The sequence below is a fragment of the Humibacter antri genome (assembly GCF_054777235.1).
This window is the reverse complement of record NZ_BAAHAW010000023.1, coordinates 96179-111036: the sequence shown is the minus strand read 5'-3', so window position 1 is coordinate 111036 and position 14858 is coordinate 96179. Positions and strand designations below refer to the sequence as shown.

The following is a 14858-nucleotide window of genomic DNA, read 5'->3' as shown; positions in this document are numbered from 1 at the left end:
TGGAAGACATGCCCTCCGACCCCACCGCACTCGACTCTCCGGCATCGGGTTCTCCGGTGTCCGGCAGCGATGCCAGCACGTCCGACCTCAGCTACGAGCAGGCGCGCGACGAGCTGATCGGTGTGGTGTCACGTCTGGAGCAGGGCACTTCGACCCTCGAGGAGTCCCTATCGCTCTGGGAGCGCGGTGAAGCACTCGCACGGCGCTGCGAGGAGTGGCTCATCGGGGCCAAGGCGAGGCTCGACGCCGCGCGGGCCGGAGTGGATCGCGCGGCAAACGCCGACGCACCTCGAGAGGATCCCGTCTAGCGGCCATGGCAAGGAACGAACATCCGATCGTCGCCGAGCTCGGCCGGCCGGAGACGCCGGGCGAGACGGCGAGACGCAAGGCGCAGACCTCCGCCGATCACCGGCGACGGCAGACCGTCAACAATCTGATCTACTCCCTGCTGGCCACGCTCGCGCTCGTCGTCGTGATCGTGCTCATGGTGCCACGGCCGACACCCGACGCGGTGAAGAACGTGGACTACATCAAGATCGCGCAGCAGGGCGCCGGCACCGAGCCAGACCCGCTCATCACCCCGAAGCTTCCGTCGGACTGGAAGTCGAACTCCGCGCAGTTGCGCCAGCAGACGGACGACCGTGTGGACGAGTGGTACGTCGGGCTGATCACGCCGTCGCAGCAGTACATCGGCATGGTTCAGGGTTTCCACGCGAATGCCACCTGGCTGGCCGGCCAAGTGGCGAACTCGAACCCGGTCAGCAGTACCACCGTCGACGGCGTGACGTGGAGCATCTACGACAACCGGCAGTCCAGCCGCGATGTGGGCGACGTGCAGTACGCGCTTTCGGCCACCAGGGGCGCGAGCACCGTGGTGCTCTACGGCACGGCCGACACTCAGGAATTCACCCAACTGGCGGATGCCGTGAGCCGGCAACTCGCCACCGACGCGAAGGAACACGGATGACCGACAGCAGACCCGCGGATGCCTGGAAGCAGCTGATCGAGGGCAACGCGCGATTCGTCGCATCCGCCTCCCGTCACGAACACCAGGATGCCGCCCGTCGAGCCGAGACCTCGGCATCGCAAGCGCCTGTGGCGGTGATCCTCGGATGCAGCGACTCCCGCGTGGCGCCCGAGGTGGTCTTCGACCAGGGACTCGGCGACGTCTTCGTGATGCGCAACGCGGGCCAGGTCGTCACGCAGGCCGCGCTCGGCACGATCGAGTACGCCGTCGCTCTTCTACACACGCCCCTGCTCGTGGTACTCGGCCACGAGTCGTGCGGAGCGGTGCGCGCGGCCATCGATTCCTCCGCACCGGGAGCCGCCCCACTGCCGCCCAACATCGCCGGCCTCATCGCACCGATCGTCCCGGCCGTGCGTCGCGTCGCCGGTGAGGCGACGGACCCGGCTGCAGTCGACGCTGCCCGTGCCGGTCGCGAACATCTACGCGACACCGTCGCCGAGTTGTTGCGCCGCAGCGAGATCGTCGCACAGGCCGTTGCGGACGGCGAGCTCGCCATAGTAGGTGCGAACTACCGGCTGACCAGCGGCGCCGTAGAGGCGGACTTCGCGATAGGCGAGGACGTCATCGCCGCATAGACCCGCTCGGCGCCGACGGCGGCGCAGCCGGCAGCATCCACGATGCACACGACCACCACGAATGCACGCGATCAAGGGATCCCAAGGAATGAACAGCCAGACTCCCGGCGAGGCCGCCGGGTTCCGCATCGAGCACGACACGATGGGCGAGGTGCGGGTGCCGCGCGACGCCCTGTACAGCGCCCAGACGCAGCGGGCCGTGGAGAATTTCCCGATCTCGGGTTCGACACTCGAGTCCACGCAGATCGCGGCGCTGGCCCGCATCAAGAAGTCCGCGGCGCTGGCGAACGCCGAGCTCGGTGTTCTCGATCGTGACGTGGCCGACGCCATCGCCGCCAGCGCCGACGAGGTGATCACCGGAGCGCACGACGGCGAGTTCCCGATCGACGTCTACCAGACCGGCAGCGGCACCTCGTCGAACATGAACATGAACGAGGTGCTGGCGACGCTGGCATCTCGCCGCCTCGGCCGGCCGGTGCATCCGAACGATCACGTCAACGCCTCTCAGTCCTCGAACGACGTGTTCCCGACCTCGGTGCACATCGCGGTCACCGGCGCACTCATCGACGACCTGATCCCCGCGCTCGACCACCTCGCGGTCGCATTCGAGGAGAAGGCCGAGCTCTGGAAGGATGCCGTCAAGTCCGGCCGCACGCACCTCATGGATGCCACACCGGTCACCTTGGGCCAGGAGTTCGGGGGCTACGCGGCGCAGATGCGGCTGGGCATCGAACGCGTTCAGGCGGCACTCCCCCGTGTCGCCGAGGTACCGCTCGGCGGCACGGCAGTCGGCACCGGCATCAACACGCCAGCCGGCTTTCCGCAGCTGGTGATCCGGCTGCTCACGCAGGAGACGGAGCTGCCGGTCACGGAGGCCCGCAACCACTTCGAGGCTCAGGCGAACCGCGACGGCCTTGTCGAGGCATCCGGAGCGCTGCGGACGATCGCCGTGAGCCTCACGAAGATCTGCAACGACCTGCGCTGGATGGGCTCCGGCCCGAACACGGGACTCGGCGAGCTGCACATCCCCGACCTGCAGCCGGGATCGTCGATCATGCCGGGCAAGGTCAACCCGGTCATCCCGGAGGCGACGCTGATGGTCGCCGCGCGTGTCATCGGCAACGACGCCACGATCGCGGTCAGCGGCGCGTCGGGCGCGTTCGAGCTCAACGTCGCGATTCCGGTGATGGGCACGGCGCTGCTCGAGTCCATCCGGCTGCTCTCCAACGCGACCAGGGCCCTCGCCGACAAGACCGTGCGCGGCCTCCAAGCGAACATCGAACGGGCACGCTCGCTTGCAGAGTCGTCGCCTTCGATCGTGACCCCGCTGAACAAGATCATCGGGTACGAAGCGGCAGCGAAGATCGCGAAGCACTCGGTGGCACAGGGCATCACGGTGCGCGAGGCGGTCATCGACCTCGGCTTCGTCGAGCGCGGCGAGGTCACGCTCGAACAGCTGGACACGGCGCTCGACGTGCTCAGCATGACCACTCCGCCAAGCGCCGAGTAACTCGGCTCCGCGAGCACCGGTGGCCTGCCCGATCGACGTTCCGATCGAGTAGGCCGCCGTTCTCAGACGATGAGCGGCAGCGCCGCGACGGATGTCCAGAAGCCACCGAGCAGGAACGGGCCGAACGCGACGTTTCCGGTTCCGCCCCGTGCGGCGAGCATCGTCAGGGCACCGACCCCGGCCGCGATGAAGCCCAGCATGACCGTTCCCACGGGCACCAGTACGGATGCCGCACCGCCGGCGAGCGCCAGCGCGACCGCGAGCTTCACGTCGCCCATGCCGACTCCACCGGTGAGCGCGAGGAGAGCGAAGAATCCACCGACCGCCACCGTGGCCAGTGCGGCCGCTGTGGGCGGTCTCCCTGTGGCAAGCCAACCGAAGACGGCGCCGATCGCCGCGAAGGCGAGGCCGGGCAGCACGAGTGCGTTCGGAAGGCGATGGTGTGCCAGATCGACTCGGCACAGTTCGGGCGTGGCGAATGCGAGATACAGGCATCCGACCAGTTCGTATCGCACGCCGATGGCGAAGCTCGCGATCACCAGGAGCACGGCGGTGAGGGAGAGCTGCCACACGAGTCGCGCACGTCGACTGCGTGGCCGATGGGTGGCCTGCCTGTGGTCGAGGTCGGGGAGCGTGACGTACACGGCTCGACGCTAGCGGGAGTGCGAAGACGAGCCACCGAACTGTCCACAGGCGGATCGCCTTACCGTCCGGCTTGAACGCCGAGCGCGGCCTGCCGAGCGACGGTTGTCGTCTGACGGTGTTCGGGCCGACGGCGTTCCGGCCGACGACCGAGCCGCGCGCCGGCCCCTCTCCGGCGCGCGGCAGTTCAAGCCCTCAGGCGATTTCGCCGAACTCCAGGAGCTCGGTGACCAGCGCCGCGATCGCCGAACGCTCCGAGCGTGTCAGCGTCACGTGCCCGAAGAGCGGATGCCCTTTCAGTGTCTCGATCACGGAGGCGACACCGTCGTGCCGCCCCACCCGAAGGTTGTCGCGCTGGGCGACGTCGTGGGTGAGGACCACCTTCGAGCCCTGGCCGATGCGGCTCAGCACGGTGAGCAGAACGTTGCGCTCCAGCGACTGCGCCTCGTCGACGATGACGAACGCGTCGTGCAGCGAACGCCCTCGGATGTGCGTGAGCGGCAGCACCTCGAGGATGCCGCGCTCGACGACCTCGTCGATCACGTTCTGCGACACGACCGCGCCGAGTGTGTCGTACACGGCCTCACCCCAGGGCGTCATCTTCTCGCCCTGGTCGCCTGGAAGGTAGCCGAGCTCTTGACCGCCGACCGCGTACAGCGGTCGGAACACCATGATCTTCTTGTGCTGCTGCCGTTCGAGGACCGACTCGAGGCCGGCGCACAGTGCGAGCGCGGACTTGCCCGTTCCTGCGCGGCCACCGAGTGACAGAATGCCGATCTCCGGATCGAGCAGCATGTCGATGGCGAGGCGCTGCTCCGCCGAACGCCCGTGTAGACCGAACACGTCGCGGTCCCCCCGTACGAGCTTCATGGTTCCGTCACCGATCACCCGGCCGAGCGCCGAGCCACGATCGGAGTGCACGATGAGCCCGGTGTTGACAGGCAGGCCGTCGATGGCAGCCGACTCCAGTTCCTCACGCTCGTACAGCTTGGCCATGTCGACCGACCCGAGGTCGACGTCGGCCACCCCGGTCCACCCGGACTCCGGCGCGAGCTCCGCACGGTACTCCTCCGCCAGCAGTCCGATCGAGGCGGCCTTGACACGCAGCGGCAGGTCCTTCGACACCACGGTCACCGCCAGTCCGTCGTTCGCCAGGTTCTGCGCCACGGCGAGGATGCGGGAGTCGTTGTCGCCCAGCTGCAGGCCGCTCGGCAGCACCGACATGCTCGAGTGGTTCAGTTCAACACGCAGCGATCCCCCTTCGCCGACCGCCACAGGAAAGTCCAGACGCCCGTGCTGCACGCGCATCTCGTCGAGCAGCCGCAGCGCCTGGCGGGCGAAGTACCCGATCTCAGGATCATTGCGCTTGCCCTCGAGTTCACTGATCACGACCACCGGGATCACGACGGCGTGCTCGGCGAACCGGAACAGCGCACGTGGGTCCGACAGCAGCACCGACGTGTCGAGCACATAGGTGCGCTCTGTCTGGTGCGCTCGTGCGTCGACACTCGACTGCGCCGTGCTCTTGGCTGCCGGAACCTGGGTCTGCATCGCGGTCACAACCACTCCCACCCCGCGCGCCCCACGATGTGGGACTCTGCGCGGATCCTGTCGACGAAGCGGCCGCACCTTTCAAGACGATTCCGTGACGGGCGCCTCGGTCGGGCCGGATGCCCGACACCTCGACGCTAGGCCCCGCCGCCGACATCACGTCGGTGACACGCGCGGTGGAACTGAGAGCGGAGGCCCAGTGCGCCTTCGCCGCGACCATCCCTATCGCACGGCCGACGCGCCGCCGGCGGCGCGCCGGAACCGGCGATGGGGGTCCAGCGCCCAGCCGATTGCGCCGGCTCGGTCGTGGGGCAGCCTCTCGCCGGAGGCGCTACGCCGTGGAGTACGACGTGAACGCGCCACGCAGCATCTCAAGGGCCTCCTCGCCGAACGAGACATGGGCGCTCAGCCGCACGGCGCCTGCCCGGGTCGTGGCGGTGACGCCGTGGTTGAACAGCGACGCGCTGAGCGCCGTAAGCCGCTCGTTCGACGGCTCGATCACGACGATCCCGGCGCGCTCCGGCGTCTCGCGGGCAGAGGTGACCGGGATGGCGTATTCATCGGCGAGGTCGATGATGTGGTCGACACGATCCGCCACCGCAGCCTCGAGCACGTCGACGCCGACGGATGCCACGTCTTCCATTGCTGCGGACATCCGTGCCTGGGCGACGCTGTCGGCTCGTGCCACGGTGAAGGCTCCCGCACCACGCTCAGGCGGCAGCACCTCGTCGAACGGGTCGATCACACCGGCTCCGGTATGGCCGCTCCAGACCGGGGTGAGATTGTCGATGGCACGGTCGGACAGCGCCATGAATGCCGCACCCCAGCCGGCACGCAGCCACTTCTCCGCGCCGACCACGACGACGTCGGCGACTTCGTACGGAGCATCCACCACGCCGAAGCCCTGCACGGCGTCGACGACGAGCAGCCGATCACCGATGACCTGCCGGATGCCGTCGATATCGGCAACGTAGCCGGTGCGCGAGTCCACCAGACTCACGGCGACGGCCGTGACCGAGTCGGACAGCTGCTCGCGCACGGTTCCCGGTGTGACCCTGCCGTGATCCGTCTCCAGCCACACCGCCTGCACCGCGTGCAGAGCCTCGGATGCCCGTGCCGCAGAGAATGTGAGCGATGGGAACTCGGCACCCGAGAGCAGTACCGCCCCGGTGAGCCCGAACATCGCATGCATGAGCCCGGTGCCGACGTTGGGCTGGAAGACGATCTGGTCGGCTGGGAAGCCGGTGAGGGCCGATGCCGCCACGCGCATCCGCTCGTCCTCGTTGCGCAGCGGTGCGAGCGAGCCGAACCTGCCGCGGGAGAACACCTCGTTGATGCCCTGCACCTCAGCGACCACGGATGCCGAGAGCGGCCCGACCCTGGCGAAATCCAGATAGCCGGGTTCTTCCAGGAAACCTTCGGCGAACTCTTCAACCGTTGTCACGCGACCTCCCAGAGCCATTCTGCTGTGTCGTAGACAGTAGACAACAGGGTCAGTGCATCGGCACTGGCGGGACCGCAGTCGTCCGCGCGGCGCCGCCTCATCCGCCGTAGCGGCGGTTGCGGCGGGAGTAGTCGCGCACGGCCCGAAGGAAGTCGACCTCGCGCAGGTCGGGTCCGAGCGCCTCCACGAAGTAGAACTCGCTGTGCGCGCTCTGCCACAGCATGAAGTCGCTGAGGCGTTGCTCGCCGGAGGTGCGGATGACCAGGTCAGGATCGGGTTGCCCGACGGTGTACAGGTGAGCGCCGATCAGGTCGGGTGTGAGACGCTCGGCAAGATCCTCCAGACTGCGGCCCTCGGCGTGATGCTCGGCGACGATGCTGCGCATGGCATCCACGATCTCCTTGCGTCCGCCATAGCCGACCGCCAGGTTCACGTGCATGCCGGGGTTCTCGTTGGTGCTCTGCTCGGCGTCGCCGAGCGCCTGCACGAGCCGCTTGGGCAGCCCTGCCGTCGTGCCGACGTGCTGCACGCGCCAATCTCCTGCCGCCGACACGGCATGCGCCAGGTCCGCGATGATCTCGATCAGGTCGGCGAGCTCGCTGCGATCGCGATTGCTCAGGTTGTCGGCCGAGAGCAGGTAGAGCGTGACGACCTTGACCCCGAGTTCGTCGCACCAGGTGAGGAATTCCAGCATCTTGGCTGCGCCTGCCCTGTGACCGTGCGCGACCGTCTCCAGCCCGAGCTGCCGCGCCCAGCGACGATTGCCGTCGATGATCATCGCTACGTGCTCGGGCACTGACGCCGGCTCGATGCTGCGCCGAAGCCGGTTCTGGTACAGCCCGTAGAGGAATCCTGGGCCGGGCTTCGGTATCCGGCTAGAGGTCACCCGATTACGTTATCGCGCGGTGGAGCCAGGAGCCGCGGGCCGGTCCACTGAACCGCCGCCGCGACCGTCCCTATCGCTCGGCCGTCGCGCGGCGCGCAGCGCGCCGGAACCGGCGATGGGGGCCCAGCGCCGAGCCGGCTATGCCGGCTCGGTTGCGGTCAGACGATTGCCATGCGCGCTCACCTATCCTTGCCACATGCCCCGACGCGCCTCCCGCGACTACGTCGATGTCGCCGACGATCTGGCCCAGCCCGCCGGCACGCTCTCCGCTGCCGACGCGCGCGTGAAAGCGGATGACGAGCGTGAGAAGGGCTTGCCGAACCTGCCGCTCGTGGATGCCTCGGCGGCGCATCCATCAGAACTCAAACCCACCTGGCGCGGCTGGATCCACGCTGGAACGTTCCCTGCCACGATCGCTGCCGGCATCGTATTGATCGCTCTGGCGCACGGTGCACCCGCGAAGTGGGCGTCTGCGGTGTTCATGGTGACGTCGATGCTGCTGTTCGGCAACTCCGCGCTGTACCACCGGTTCAACTGGAAGCCCCGCACGAAGCTCGTGCTCAAGCGCATCGATCACGCGAACATCTTTCTGCTGATCGCCGGAACCTACACACCGCTCGGTGTGCTCGCGCTCCCACCGCAGAAGGGTGCCATCCTGCTGTCGATCGTGTGGGGTGGCGCTCTGCTGGGCATCGCATTCCACGTGTTCTGGATCACCGCGCCGCGGTGGCTCTACGTTCCGCTCTACGTGTTGCTCGGCTGGGCCGCGATCATGTATGTCGTCGACCTCGTCGACGCGAACGCGGCGATGATGGTGCTCGTCTTCGTCGGCGGCGGCCTGTACACGATCGGTGCCCTCGTGTACGGCCTGAAGCGGCCCAACCCGTTTCCCGGCCGCTTCGGCTTTCACGAGATCTTCCACACCCTGACCGTGCTCGCATTCCTCTGCCACTGGACCGCTTCGCTGCTGATCGTTCTGCACCCCGCATACAACGGGTAGTGCCGCGAGGATGCCTGGCATCCCGTTCAGTGACCGGCGTCCCGTTCAGTGCACGGCGGCGAGCGCGAGCGTCGCGACGACTACCGTCACCGGTGCCACGACAAGACCGATGAGCATGTAGCGCCCCCACGGTACGTCCACGCCGAGCCGCTTCAGCCGTGAGTGCCACAGAAGCGTCGCCAGCGATGCCCACGGCGTGATGAGCGGACCGACGTTCACACCGACTAGCAGTGCCATGAGCTGGAGCGGATGCTGCGCCACAGGCTCCAGCGCCAGGTACGCCGGCAGGTTGTTCACCGCGTTCGACGCGACGAGCCCGGCTCCGGCGATCCTGAGCAGGTCACCCGTTGAGACACCCGGCGCCGCGATCGCGGAGAGGACTGCTCTCGAGCCGACGGCCTCGAGCGCTCCCATCGCGAGGAACAGGCCGCCGGCGAAGATGACGGTCGACCACGGGATGAGCCGGAAGTGCAGTGCATCGCGGCGTAGTGCTGCGAACACGATGACGAGCACGAGCGCGGCGGTGCAGGCCGGGATCCACACGGGAACGCCGGAGACGAGCACTGGAAGCAGCGCAACGACGACGATCGCGGCAGCGAGCGTGAGACGCCGATCCATCACCTTCTGCGGTGACGGCACGACGTACCGCGCGGCGAGCGTGCGGCGCCCGATCACGGCGATCGCGATCACCGGCAGCAGCACCGCCACGATGGCGGGCGCCCAGCTCAGCGCGACGAAGCCGGCCGCGCCCACTCCCCCGAGCTTCTGCTCGGCGAGCAGGTTCGTGAGGTTGGAGACCGGCAGCAGAAGCGACGCGCAGTTCGCGAGCATGACGGTGGTGAGCGCGAACGGCAGCGGATTCAGCCGCACATGCCGCGCCATGGTGACGACGATCGGGGTGAGCAGAACGGCCGTGGTGTCCAGCGACAGGAAGATCGTGCTGACCGTGGCGACCGCGACCGTCAGCAGCCAGAGCGTCCACGCGCTGCCGCGCGCAGCCCCAGTGCTCCACGCGGCGACGACGTCGAACAGACCCGCCTCGGCGGCCAGTTCGGCCACGACGGTGATGGCCAGCACGAAGAGCAGCACCGGCCAGACGCGGTCGACGAGAGCGAGGGCATCCTGCGCCGGATACACGCCGACGAGGATGGCCAGGCCGCCCACGACGAGCAGCGCCGCGCCGATGATCAGGCTGCGCACGTGCGCATCCTCAGACGGCGGTCAGTCGTGGTCGGGGCGGCGTACGGCATCCGTGCCACCCCGTGCGTTCCCGTCCGTCTTGACGATGTCGGTCCCGCCTGCCGCCTCCTCGGCGTCGAGCTTCGCGTTGACTTCGGCGCGGTAACGAGTGCGCCGAATCCGGCGCATCATGTCCCAGATCAACACGATCGTCGCAACCGCGATCAGCAGCGTGATGACGAAGCCCCACACGCCCGGCGTGACGAGGTCGGCGTTCGGGGTCTTCGGCGTGGGCGTGGGGGTCACGGCCAGCAGCAGTGTGGCGAGCACTCAGCGTGCCTCGATCCGCGCATCGGGAACGACCGGGTCGTCCTCGATCCCGGCGAAGAGATCGTTCTCGGGCACTGTGGTCTCCACCTTCGAGTCGATGAGTTGGTAGTCCTCGTACGGCCATGCCTTACGCTGAACGTCGTTGGGCCAGAAGAAGAAAGAGCTGTCGGGAGACACCTGACTGGCGTGCGCCAGCAAGGCGGCGTCCCTGGCTTCGAAGAAGTCGCCGGCAGGAACGCGGGTGGTGGCGAGGTCGGGCTGCTCGCCGAACCGTTCCATCATGCCCTCGAAGTGCTTCAGCAGCGGTGATTCAGGGTCGTCGGCACGGACCTGCCCGAAGACGCTGGCCATTCGCTTCGCGTTGAAGATGCGGTCGTAGTAGAGCTTCGCGATCTGCCATGGCTCGCCGGCATTCCGATACTTCTCCGGGTCTGCAGCCCAGTCGTACGCCGCGACCGAGACATCGTGGCAGCGGATGTGATCGGGGTGCGGATATCCGCCGTTCTCGTCGTAGGTGAGAAGCACGTGCGGCCGGAACTCGCGGATGATCGCGACCAGCGGCTCGGCCGAGATCTCCAGCGGGATATCGGCGAAGGAGTTCGGAGGCACCCGGCCGTCGTCGCTGGGCATGCCGGAGTCCACGTATCCCAGCCAGCGATGACGGATGCCGAGAACGCGCGCCGCGGCATCCATCTCACCCCTGCGCAGTCCGGGGAGATCACGCTCGGCCATCGCACGGGCGGCGAGTCCCTCGTTGAGGATGTCTCCACGCTCTCCCCCCGTGCAGCTCAGCACCATCACGTCCACGCCGTGGTGCGCATAGTAGGCGTACGTGGCAGCACCCTTGCTGGACTCGTCGTCAGGGTGGGCGTGCACCGCGAGGAGTCGGAGAGTCATGGCAGGCATCCGGCAATCTGTGCGAGTCGTGCGACGCTGAAGCGTCGCACGAAGGATACGAGTGATGTAGGCGAACGGGATGGAGCCGAACGGGCCTTCACAGCGGAAGCACGTAGGCTTGACGCCCAGCCTAATCGTTCGATATCGGAGGTTGCCTCGTGCCCGAACCCACGGCATCCGGGGTGCAGGCCGTCGGCACGCGATACGGCCGCACGACGCGCACGAGACGGCGGGATCGCTGGCTGCTCGCCTTGCTCGGGGTCGTCGTGGTGGTCCTGGTGGCGTGCTGGGCCGTGTGGGCGGGTTTCGGCTGGGTGAGCGGATCGGGGATCACCGTCGGCACCGGTGCGACCCAGGTGCTCGATGGCCAGCATGTGAAGGTGTCGTACACGGTGTCGGCAGAAGCCGGCGCATCCGTCGCCTGTGCCATCGAAGCCCAGGACATCGATTTCACGGTCACCGGCTGGAAGGTGGTGCAGCTTCCGCGGTCGTCTCAGACCACCCGGTCGTTCACCACGACCCTGCGTACGATGCAACCCAGCGTGAGTGGATCAGTCGACTCCTGCTGGTCTTCGGCGACCCGCTGACGTAGGATCATCTGATACGCCCTGACGGACACGTCGGGGCGTACATGTTGATATGCCCCGTTCTCGTCCCCCATCCGTAGGAGTTCACATGTCCCAGGACACGCAGGTCACCTTCCTGACCCAGGAGGCGCACGACCGTCTCTTCGCTGAACTCGAACACCTCAGCACCGTCGGCCGCAGCGAGATCGCCAAGCGCATCGAGGCTGCTCGTGAGGAGGGCGATCTCAAGGAGAACGGGGGCTACCACGCGGCCAAGGACGCCCAGGGCGTTCAGGAGGCCCGCATCGCCCAGCTCACCGAGCTGCTGCGCCACGCCAAGGTCGGCGAGGCACCGCAAAGCCGTGGAGTTGTCGAGCCAGGAACTGTCGTCACCGCGGTCATCGCGGGCGACGAGGACTCGTTCATCATCGGCAACCGTGAGATCGGCGACGGCAGCGAACTGTCCGTGTACAGCGAGGCAAGCCCTCTCGGTGCAGCCATCCTCGGCCTCAGCGTAGGCGAGAAGACCTCATACACGGCACCCAACGGCCGCGAGATCCAGGTCGAGGTCACGAACGTTCAAACCTGGACGGGGCAGTAGGCCCCAGTCGGCGAACCTCAGTCGGCGAACCGCAGCCGATGAGCCTCAGCCGGCGACCGCCAGCCGGCAACCCTCAGTCGACGATCGGATCGTAGCCCGCCTCGCGCAGGATACGCACCACCTCGGCCTTGTGCTCGGGACCGCGCGTCTCAACGCTGACCTCGAGTTCGACCTGGCTGATCTGCAGTCCGTTGCCGTGTCGCGTGTGCAGCACCTCCACGACGTTGGCGTTCGCTGCCGCGATCAGTTCGGACGTGCGGGCGAGCTGACCCGGCCGGTCCGGCAGCATGAGCCGCAGCTTGAGGTAGCGGTCCGAGACAGCGAGGCCCGCATCGACGACACGCTGCATGAGCAGCGGGTCGATGTTGCCTCCGGAGAGCACGACGACCGTGCGTCCGAGCACGCCGGCGGATGCCTGCACAGCGCCGGAGAGCAACGCCGCGACGCCGACCGCTCCGGCCGGCTCGACCACGAGCTTGGACCGCTCCAGCAGCACGAGGATGGCGCGCGCGGTGTCGTCGTCGCTCACCGTGACGACGTCGTCGACCAGTTGCCGTACGATCTCGAAGTTCAACGTGCCCGGCCGGCCGACGGCGATGCCGTCGGCAATGGTGGGCCCGACCGCGATGTCAGTCGGCGCACCCGCCTTCAACGAGACCGGGAATGCAGCAGCGTTCTCGGCCTGCACGCCGATGATGCGGATGTTACGCCCCTCGATCCTGGCTCTCTGCTTGACGGCGGATGCGACTCCAGCGATCAGCCCGCCTCCTCCGATCGGAACCACGATCGTCTCGACGTCGGGGACGTCGTCGAGGATGTCCAGTCCGAGCGCGGCCTGCCCGGTGATGACATCCGGATGGTCGAACGGCGGAACCAGGATCGCCCCGGTGTCGCGCGCGAACTCCGCGGCGGCCCGCAGCGGCTCCTCGACGGTCGCGCCGCCCAGTACCACGTGCGCGCCATAGTCGCGCGTCGCTTGCAGCTTCGGCAGCGCGACGCCCAGCGGCATGAAGATGGTCGACTTGACACCCAGCTGACGAGCGGCGAACGCGACGCCCTGCGCATGATTCCCCGCCGAGGCTGCGACCACGCCGTGGGCGCGCTGCTCCGCAGTCAGCTTGGACATCATGTAGTAGGCACCGCGGATCTTGTACGAGCCTGTGCGTTGCAGGTTCTCGCACTTCAACAGCACATCTGATCCGAGCAACTCGGTGAGGTGGTTCGAGGTCTCGACCGGCGTCTTCTTCGCCACACGCGAGACGATCTCATGGGCGTGCTCGATCTCATCCAGAGCGGGGCCGACGGTCGATTCACGAGGAGTTTCACTCACGGACGTCACCGGCACAGTTTACGTTCCCGCTCATTCCCTGCCGGCCATGGGTCTTCCGCCCAGAAGGATCGTGCACTCGGCGGGCCGGCACGCACTGAACGCCCTCAGGACGAGGCCCCGTCACGGCGGTCGCGCCGCCGGCGCGGTCGCGGCACCGTCTTCCACAGTGCGTCGGGAGGACCGGTGTAGGGAGCGTCAGGCCCGGCACGCCAGGCTCCGGACGACACGTACTTGACCATGACGTTCAGCACGGCTGCGAACGGAACCGCGAAAAGCGCCCCTGGGATGCCCGCCAACAGCGACCCCGCCGCCACGACCAGCACCACTGCCAGCGGATGCACCTTCACGGCCGATCCCATGATGAGCGGTTGCAGCACGTGACCCTCGAGTTGCTGCACGGCGAGCACCCCCGCCAGCATGATGATCGCGGCTACCCAGCCGTTGTAGACCAGGGCGACGACGACCGCGAGCGCACCGGTGATCACTGCTCCGACGATGGGGATGAACGATCCCAGGAAGACCAGCACCGCGATCGGCACCACCAGCGGCAGGCCGAGGAAGAAGGCGACCAGGCCGATGCCGAGAGCGTCGATCGAAGCGACGAGAACCTGCACGCGGGCGAAGCTGGTCAGCGTGATCCAACCTGCGTGACCGGCGCCATCCGTCGCGGCCCGGGCGCGCCGGGGAAAGATGCGCACGATCCACGACCAGATGCCCTTGCCGTCGATGAGGATGAACAGCGTGCTGAACGCGGTGAGCACCGCGCCGGTGAGCACGTGCCCGAGCGTCGAACCGATGGACAGCGCGCCGGAGATGAGCACCTGACTGTCCTGCTGCAATGCCTTCAGAGCCTGCGCTACGTAGCTGTCGATCTGCTTGTCGGTCAACTCGAGCGGCGGTCCCTGCAGCCACGCCTTGAAGTCGTCGAACGCCTGTGTACTGCTGTGCTGAAGCGCCTGCGCCTCTCCGCGGATCTGCCACACGACGAGCACCACGAGACCGCCGACCACGACAAGCACGGCCACCAGCGCCACGACGATCGCCAGCCAGCGCGGCCATCGATGGTTCGCGAGCCAGTCGACGAACGGCACCAGAAGCGCCGCGAGCAGCACCGCGACGAGCACGGGCACCACGATGAGCCTCAACTGCACGATGAGGAAGACCACGACCGCGATCACGGCGCCGATCAACAGGAGACGCCACGACCACGCCGCGGAAATGCGCACCCCTCGGGGAAGGGATGACTCGACGGTCTCTTCGGCGGATTCGGAAGCGGGATGGTTCGGCGCAGGTGGTCGGGCCATCGCTTCAGTCTATTTG

Annotated in this window: 16 protein-coding genes; 7 read left to right on the top strand and 9 right to left on the bottom strand. The window is 67.6% G+C overall.

The features are described from left to right. The first annotated feature begins 8 nt into the window (after positions 1 to 8). The 4 genes from ACYVDK_RS11275 (at position 9) to ACYVDK_RS11260 (ending at position 3112) form a co-directional block, all read left to right on the top strand. Positions 9 to 308, top strand: a complete 300-nt coding sequence (locus ACYVDK_RS11275; RefSeq protein WP_460521711.1) for an exodeoxyribonuclease VII small subunit — start codon at positions 9 to 11, stop codon at positions 306 to 308. A 5-nt stretch (positions 309 to 313) separates the two neighbouring features. Next, complete coding sequence (locus tag ACYVDK_RS11270; RefSeq protein WP_460521709.1) at positions 314 to 967, top strand: DUF4245 domain-containing protein; 654 nt, start codon at positions 314 to 316, stop codon at positions 965 to 967. Beyond that, positions 964 to 1602, top strand: coding sequence for a carbonic anhydrase (locus ACYVDK_RS11265; protein WP_460521707.1), 639 nt, complete (start codon positions 964 to 966; stop codon positions 1600 to 1602). The genes ACYVDK_RS11270 and ACYVDK_RS11265 overlap by 4 nt, the downstream gene beginning before the upstream one ends. An 88-nt stretch (positions 1603 to 1690) precedes the next feature. After that, a complete protein-coding gene (locus tag ACYVDK_RS11260; protein ID WP_460521705.1) occupies positions 1691 to 3112 on the top strand; it encodes a class II fumarate hydratase in 1422 nt (473 codons plus the stop codon). Between the two features lie 62 nt (positions 3113 to 3174). On the opposite strand, the gene ACYVDK_RS11255 is transcribed toward ACYVDK_RS11260, so the two are convergent. The 4 genes from ACYVDK_RS11255 to ACYVDK_RS11240 form a co-directional block, all read right to left on the bottom strand. Then, positions 3175 to 3756: an A24 family peptidase gene (locus ACYVDK_RS11255; RefSeq protein WP_460521703.1), complete on the bottom strand. Its 582-nt coding sequence runs from the start codon at positions 3754 to 3756 to the stop codon at positions 3175 to 3177. A gap of 193 nt (positions 3757 to 3949) precedes the next feature. Next, positions 3950 to 5305, bottom strand: coding sequence for a PhoH family protein (locus ACYVDK_RS11250; RefSeq protein ID WP_460521801.1), 1356 nt, complete (start codon positions 5303 to 5305; stop codon positions 3950 to 3952). A 331-nt stretch (positions 5306 to 5636) separates the two neighbouring features. Further along, positions 5637 to 6749, bottom strand: coding sequence for an aminotransferase class V-fold PLP-dependent enzyme (locus ACYVDK_RS11245; protein ID WP_460521701.1), 1113 nt, complete (start codon positions 6747 to 6749; stop codon positions 5637 to 5639). A gap of 97 nt (positions 6750 to 6846) precedes the next feature. Further along, the gene (locus ACYVDK_RS11240) at positions 6847 to 7635 is read right to left on the bottom strand and encodes an undecaprenyl diphosphate synthase family protein (RefSeq protein ID WP_460521699.1); all 789 of its coding nucleotides are present in this window, start codon (positions 7633 to 7635) and stop codon (positions 6847 to 6849) included. Positions 7636 to 7831: 196 nt separating this feature from the next. Between ACYVDK_RS11240 and trhA the strand changes: the two genes are divergently transcribed. After that, the gene (gene trhA, locus ACYVDK_RS11235) at positions 7832 to 8635 is read left to right on the top strand and encodes a PAQR family membrane homeostasis protein (protein WP_460521697.1); all 804 of its coding nucleotides are present in this window, start codon (positions 7832 to 7834) and stop codon (positions 8633 to 8635) included. Positions 8636 to 8680: 45 nt separating this feature from the next. Here the strand turns inward: trhA and ACYVDK_RS11230 are convergent, their stop codons facing one another. From ACYVDK_RS11230 to mca, 3 genes are read right to left on the bottom strand one after another with little or no spacing between them, the layout of a single operon-like run. After that, on the bottom strand, positions 8681 to 9835 hold the full coding sequence (locus ACYVDK_RS11230) for an ArsB/NhaD family transporter (protein WP_460521695.1): 1155 nt from the start codon (positions 9833 to 9835) through the stop codon (positions 8681 to 8683). Positions 9836 to 9856: 21 nt separating this feature from the next. Beyond that, on the bottom strand, positions 9857 to 10144 hold the full coding sequence (locus tag ACYVDK_RS11225) for a hypothetical protein (RefSeq protein ID WP_460521693.1): 288 nt from the start codon (positions 10142 to 10144) through the stop codon (positions 9857 to 9859). Beyond that, complete coding sequence (gene mca, locus ACYVDK_RS11220) at positions 10145 to 11041, bottom strand: mycothiol conjugate amidase Mca (protein ID WP_460521691.1); 897 nt, start codon at positions 11039 to 11041, stop codon at positions 10145 to 10147. Positions 11042 to 11199: 158 nt separating this feature from the next. Between mca and ACYVDK_RS11215 the strand changes: the two genes are divergently transcribed. Next, positions 11200 to 11628: a DUF4307 domain-containing protein gene (locus tag ACYVDK_RS11215; RefSeq protein WP_460521689.1), complete on the top strand. Its 429-nt coding sequence runs from the start codon at positions 11200 to 11202 to the stop codon at positions 11626 to 11628. An 88-nt stretch (positions 11629 to 11716) separates the two neighbouring features. After that, positions 11717 to 12208: a GreA/GreB family elongation factor gene (gene greA / locus ACYVDK_RS11210; RefSeq protein ID WP_460521687.1), complete on the top strand. Its 492-nt coding sequence runs from the start codon at positions 11717 to 11719 to the stop codon at positions 12206 to 12208. 73 nt (positions 12209 to 12281) lie between these two features. Here greA and ilvA read toward each other — a convergent pair whose 3' ends face one another. Together ilvA and ACYVDK_RS11200 are read right to left on the bottom strand one after the other, a co-directional pair. Beyond that, the gene (ilvA, locus tag ACYVDK_RS11205; protein ID WP_460521685.1) at positions 12282 to 13547 is read right to left on the bottom strand and encodes a threonine ammonia-lyase; all 1266 of its coding nucleotides are present in this window, start codon (positions 13545 to 13547) and stop codon (positions 12282 to 12284) included. Positions 13548 to 13642: 95 nt separating this feature from the next. Then, the gene (locus ACYVDK_RS11200) at positions 13643 to 14842 is read right to left on the bottom strand and encodes an AI-2E family transporter (protein WP_460521683.1); all 1200 of its coding nucleotides are present in this window, start codon (positions 14840 to 14842) and stop codon (positions 13643 to 13645) included. Positions 14843 to 14858: the final 16 nt, after the last annotated feature.

Bases quoted from the DNA above. Each gene is read 5' to 3' on its own strand.
- mca (WP_460521691.1), bottom strand. From the start codon at position 11,041: ATGACTCTCCGACTCCTCGCGGTGCACGCCCACCCTGACGACGAGTCC.
- ACYVDK_RS11270 (WP_460521709.1), top strand. From the start codon at position 314: ATGGCAAGGAACGAACATCCGATCGTCGCCGAGCTCGGCCGGCCGGAG.
- trhA (WP_460521697.1), top strand. From the start codon at position 7,832: ATGCCCCGACGCGCCTCCCGCGACTACGTCGATGTCGCCGACGATCTG.
- ACYVDK_RS11200 (WP_460521683.1), bottom strand. From the start codon at position 14,842: ATGGCCCGACCACCTGCGCCGAACCATCCCGCTTCCGAATCCGCCGAA.
- ACYVDK_RS11260 (WP_460521705.1), top strand. From the start codon at position 1,691: ATGAACAGCCAGACTCCCGGCGAGGCCGCCGGGTTCCGCATCGAGCAC.
- ACYVDK_RS11275 (WP_460521711.1), top strand. From the start codon at position 9: ATGCCCTCCGACCCCACCGCACTCGACTCTCCGGCATCGGGTTCTCCG.
- ACYVDK_RS11250 (WP_460521801.1), bottom strand. From the start codon at position 5,305: ATGCAGACCCAGGTTCCGGCAGCCAAGAGCACGGCGCAGTCGAGTGTC.
- greA (WP_460521687.1), top strand. From the start codon at position 11,717: ATGTCCCAGGACACGCAGGTCACCTTCCTGACCCAGGAGGCGCACGAC.
- ACYVDK_RS11265 (WP_460521707.1), top strand. From the start codon at position 964: ATGACCGACAGCAGACCCGCGGATGCCTGGAAGCAGCTGATCGAGGGC.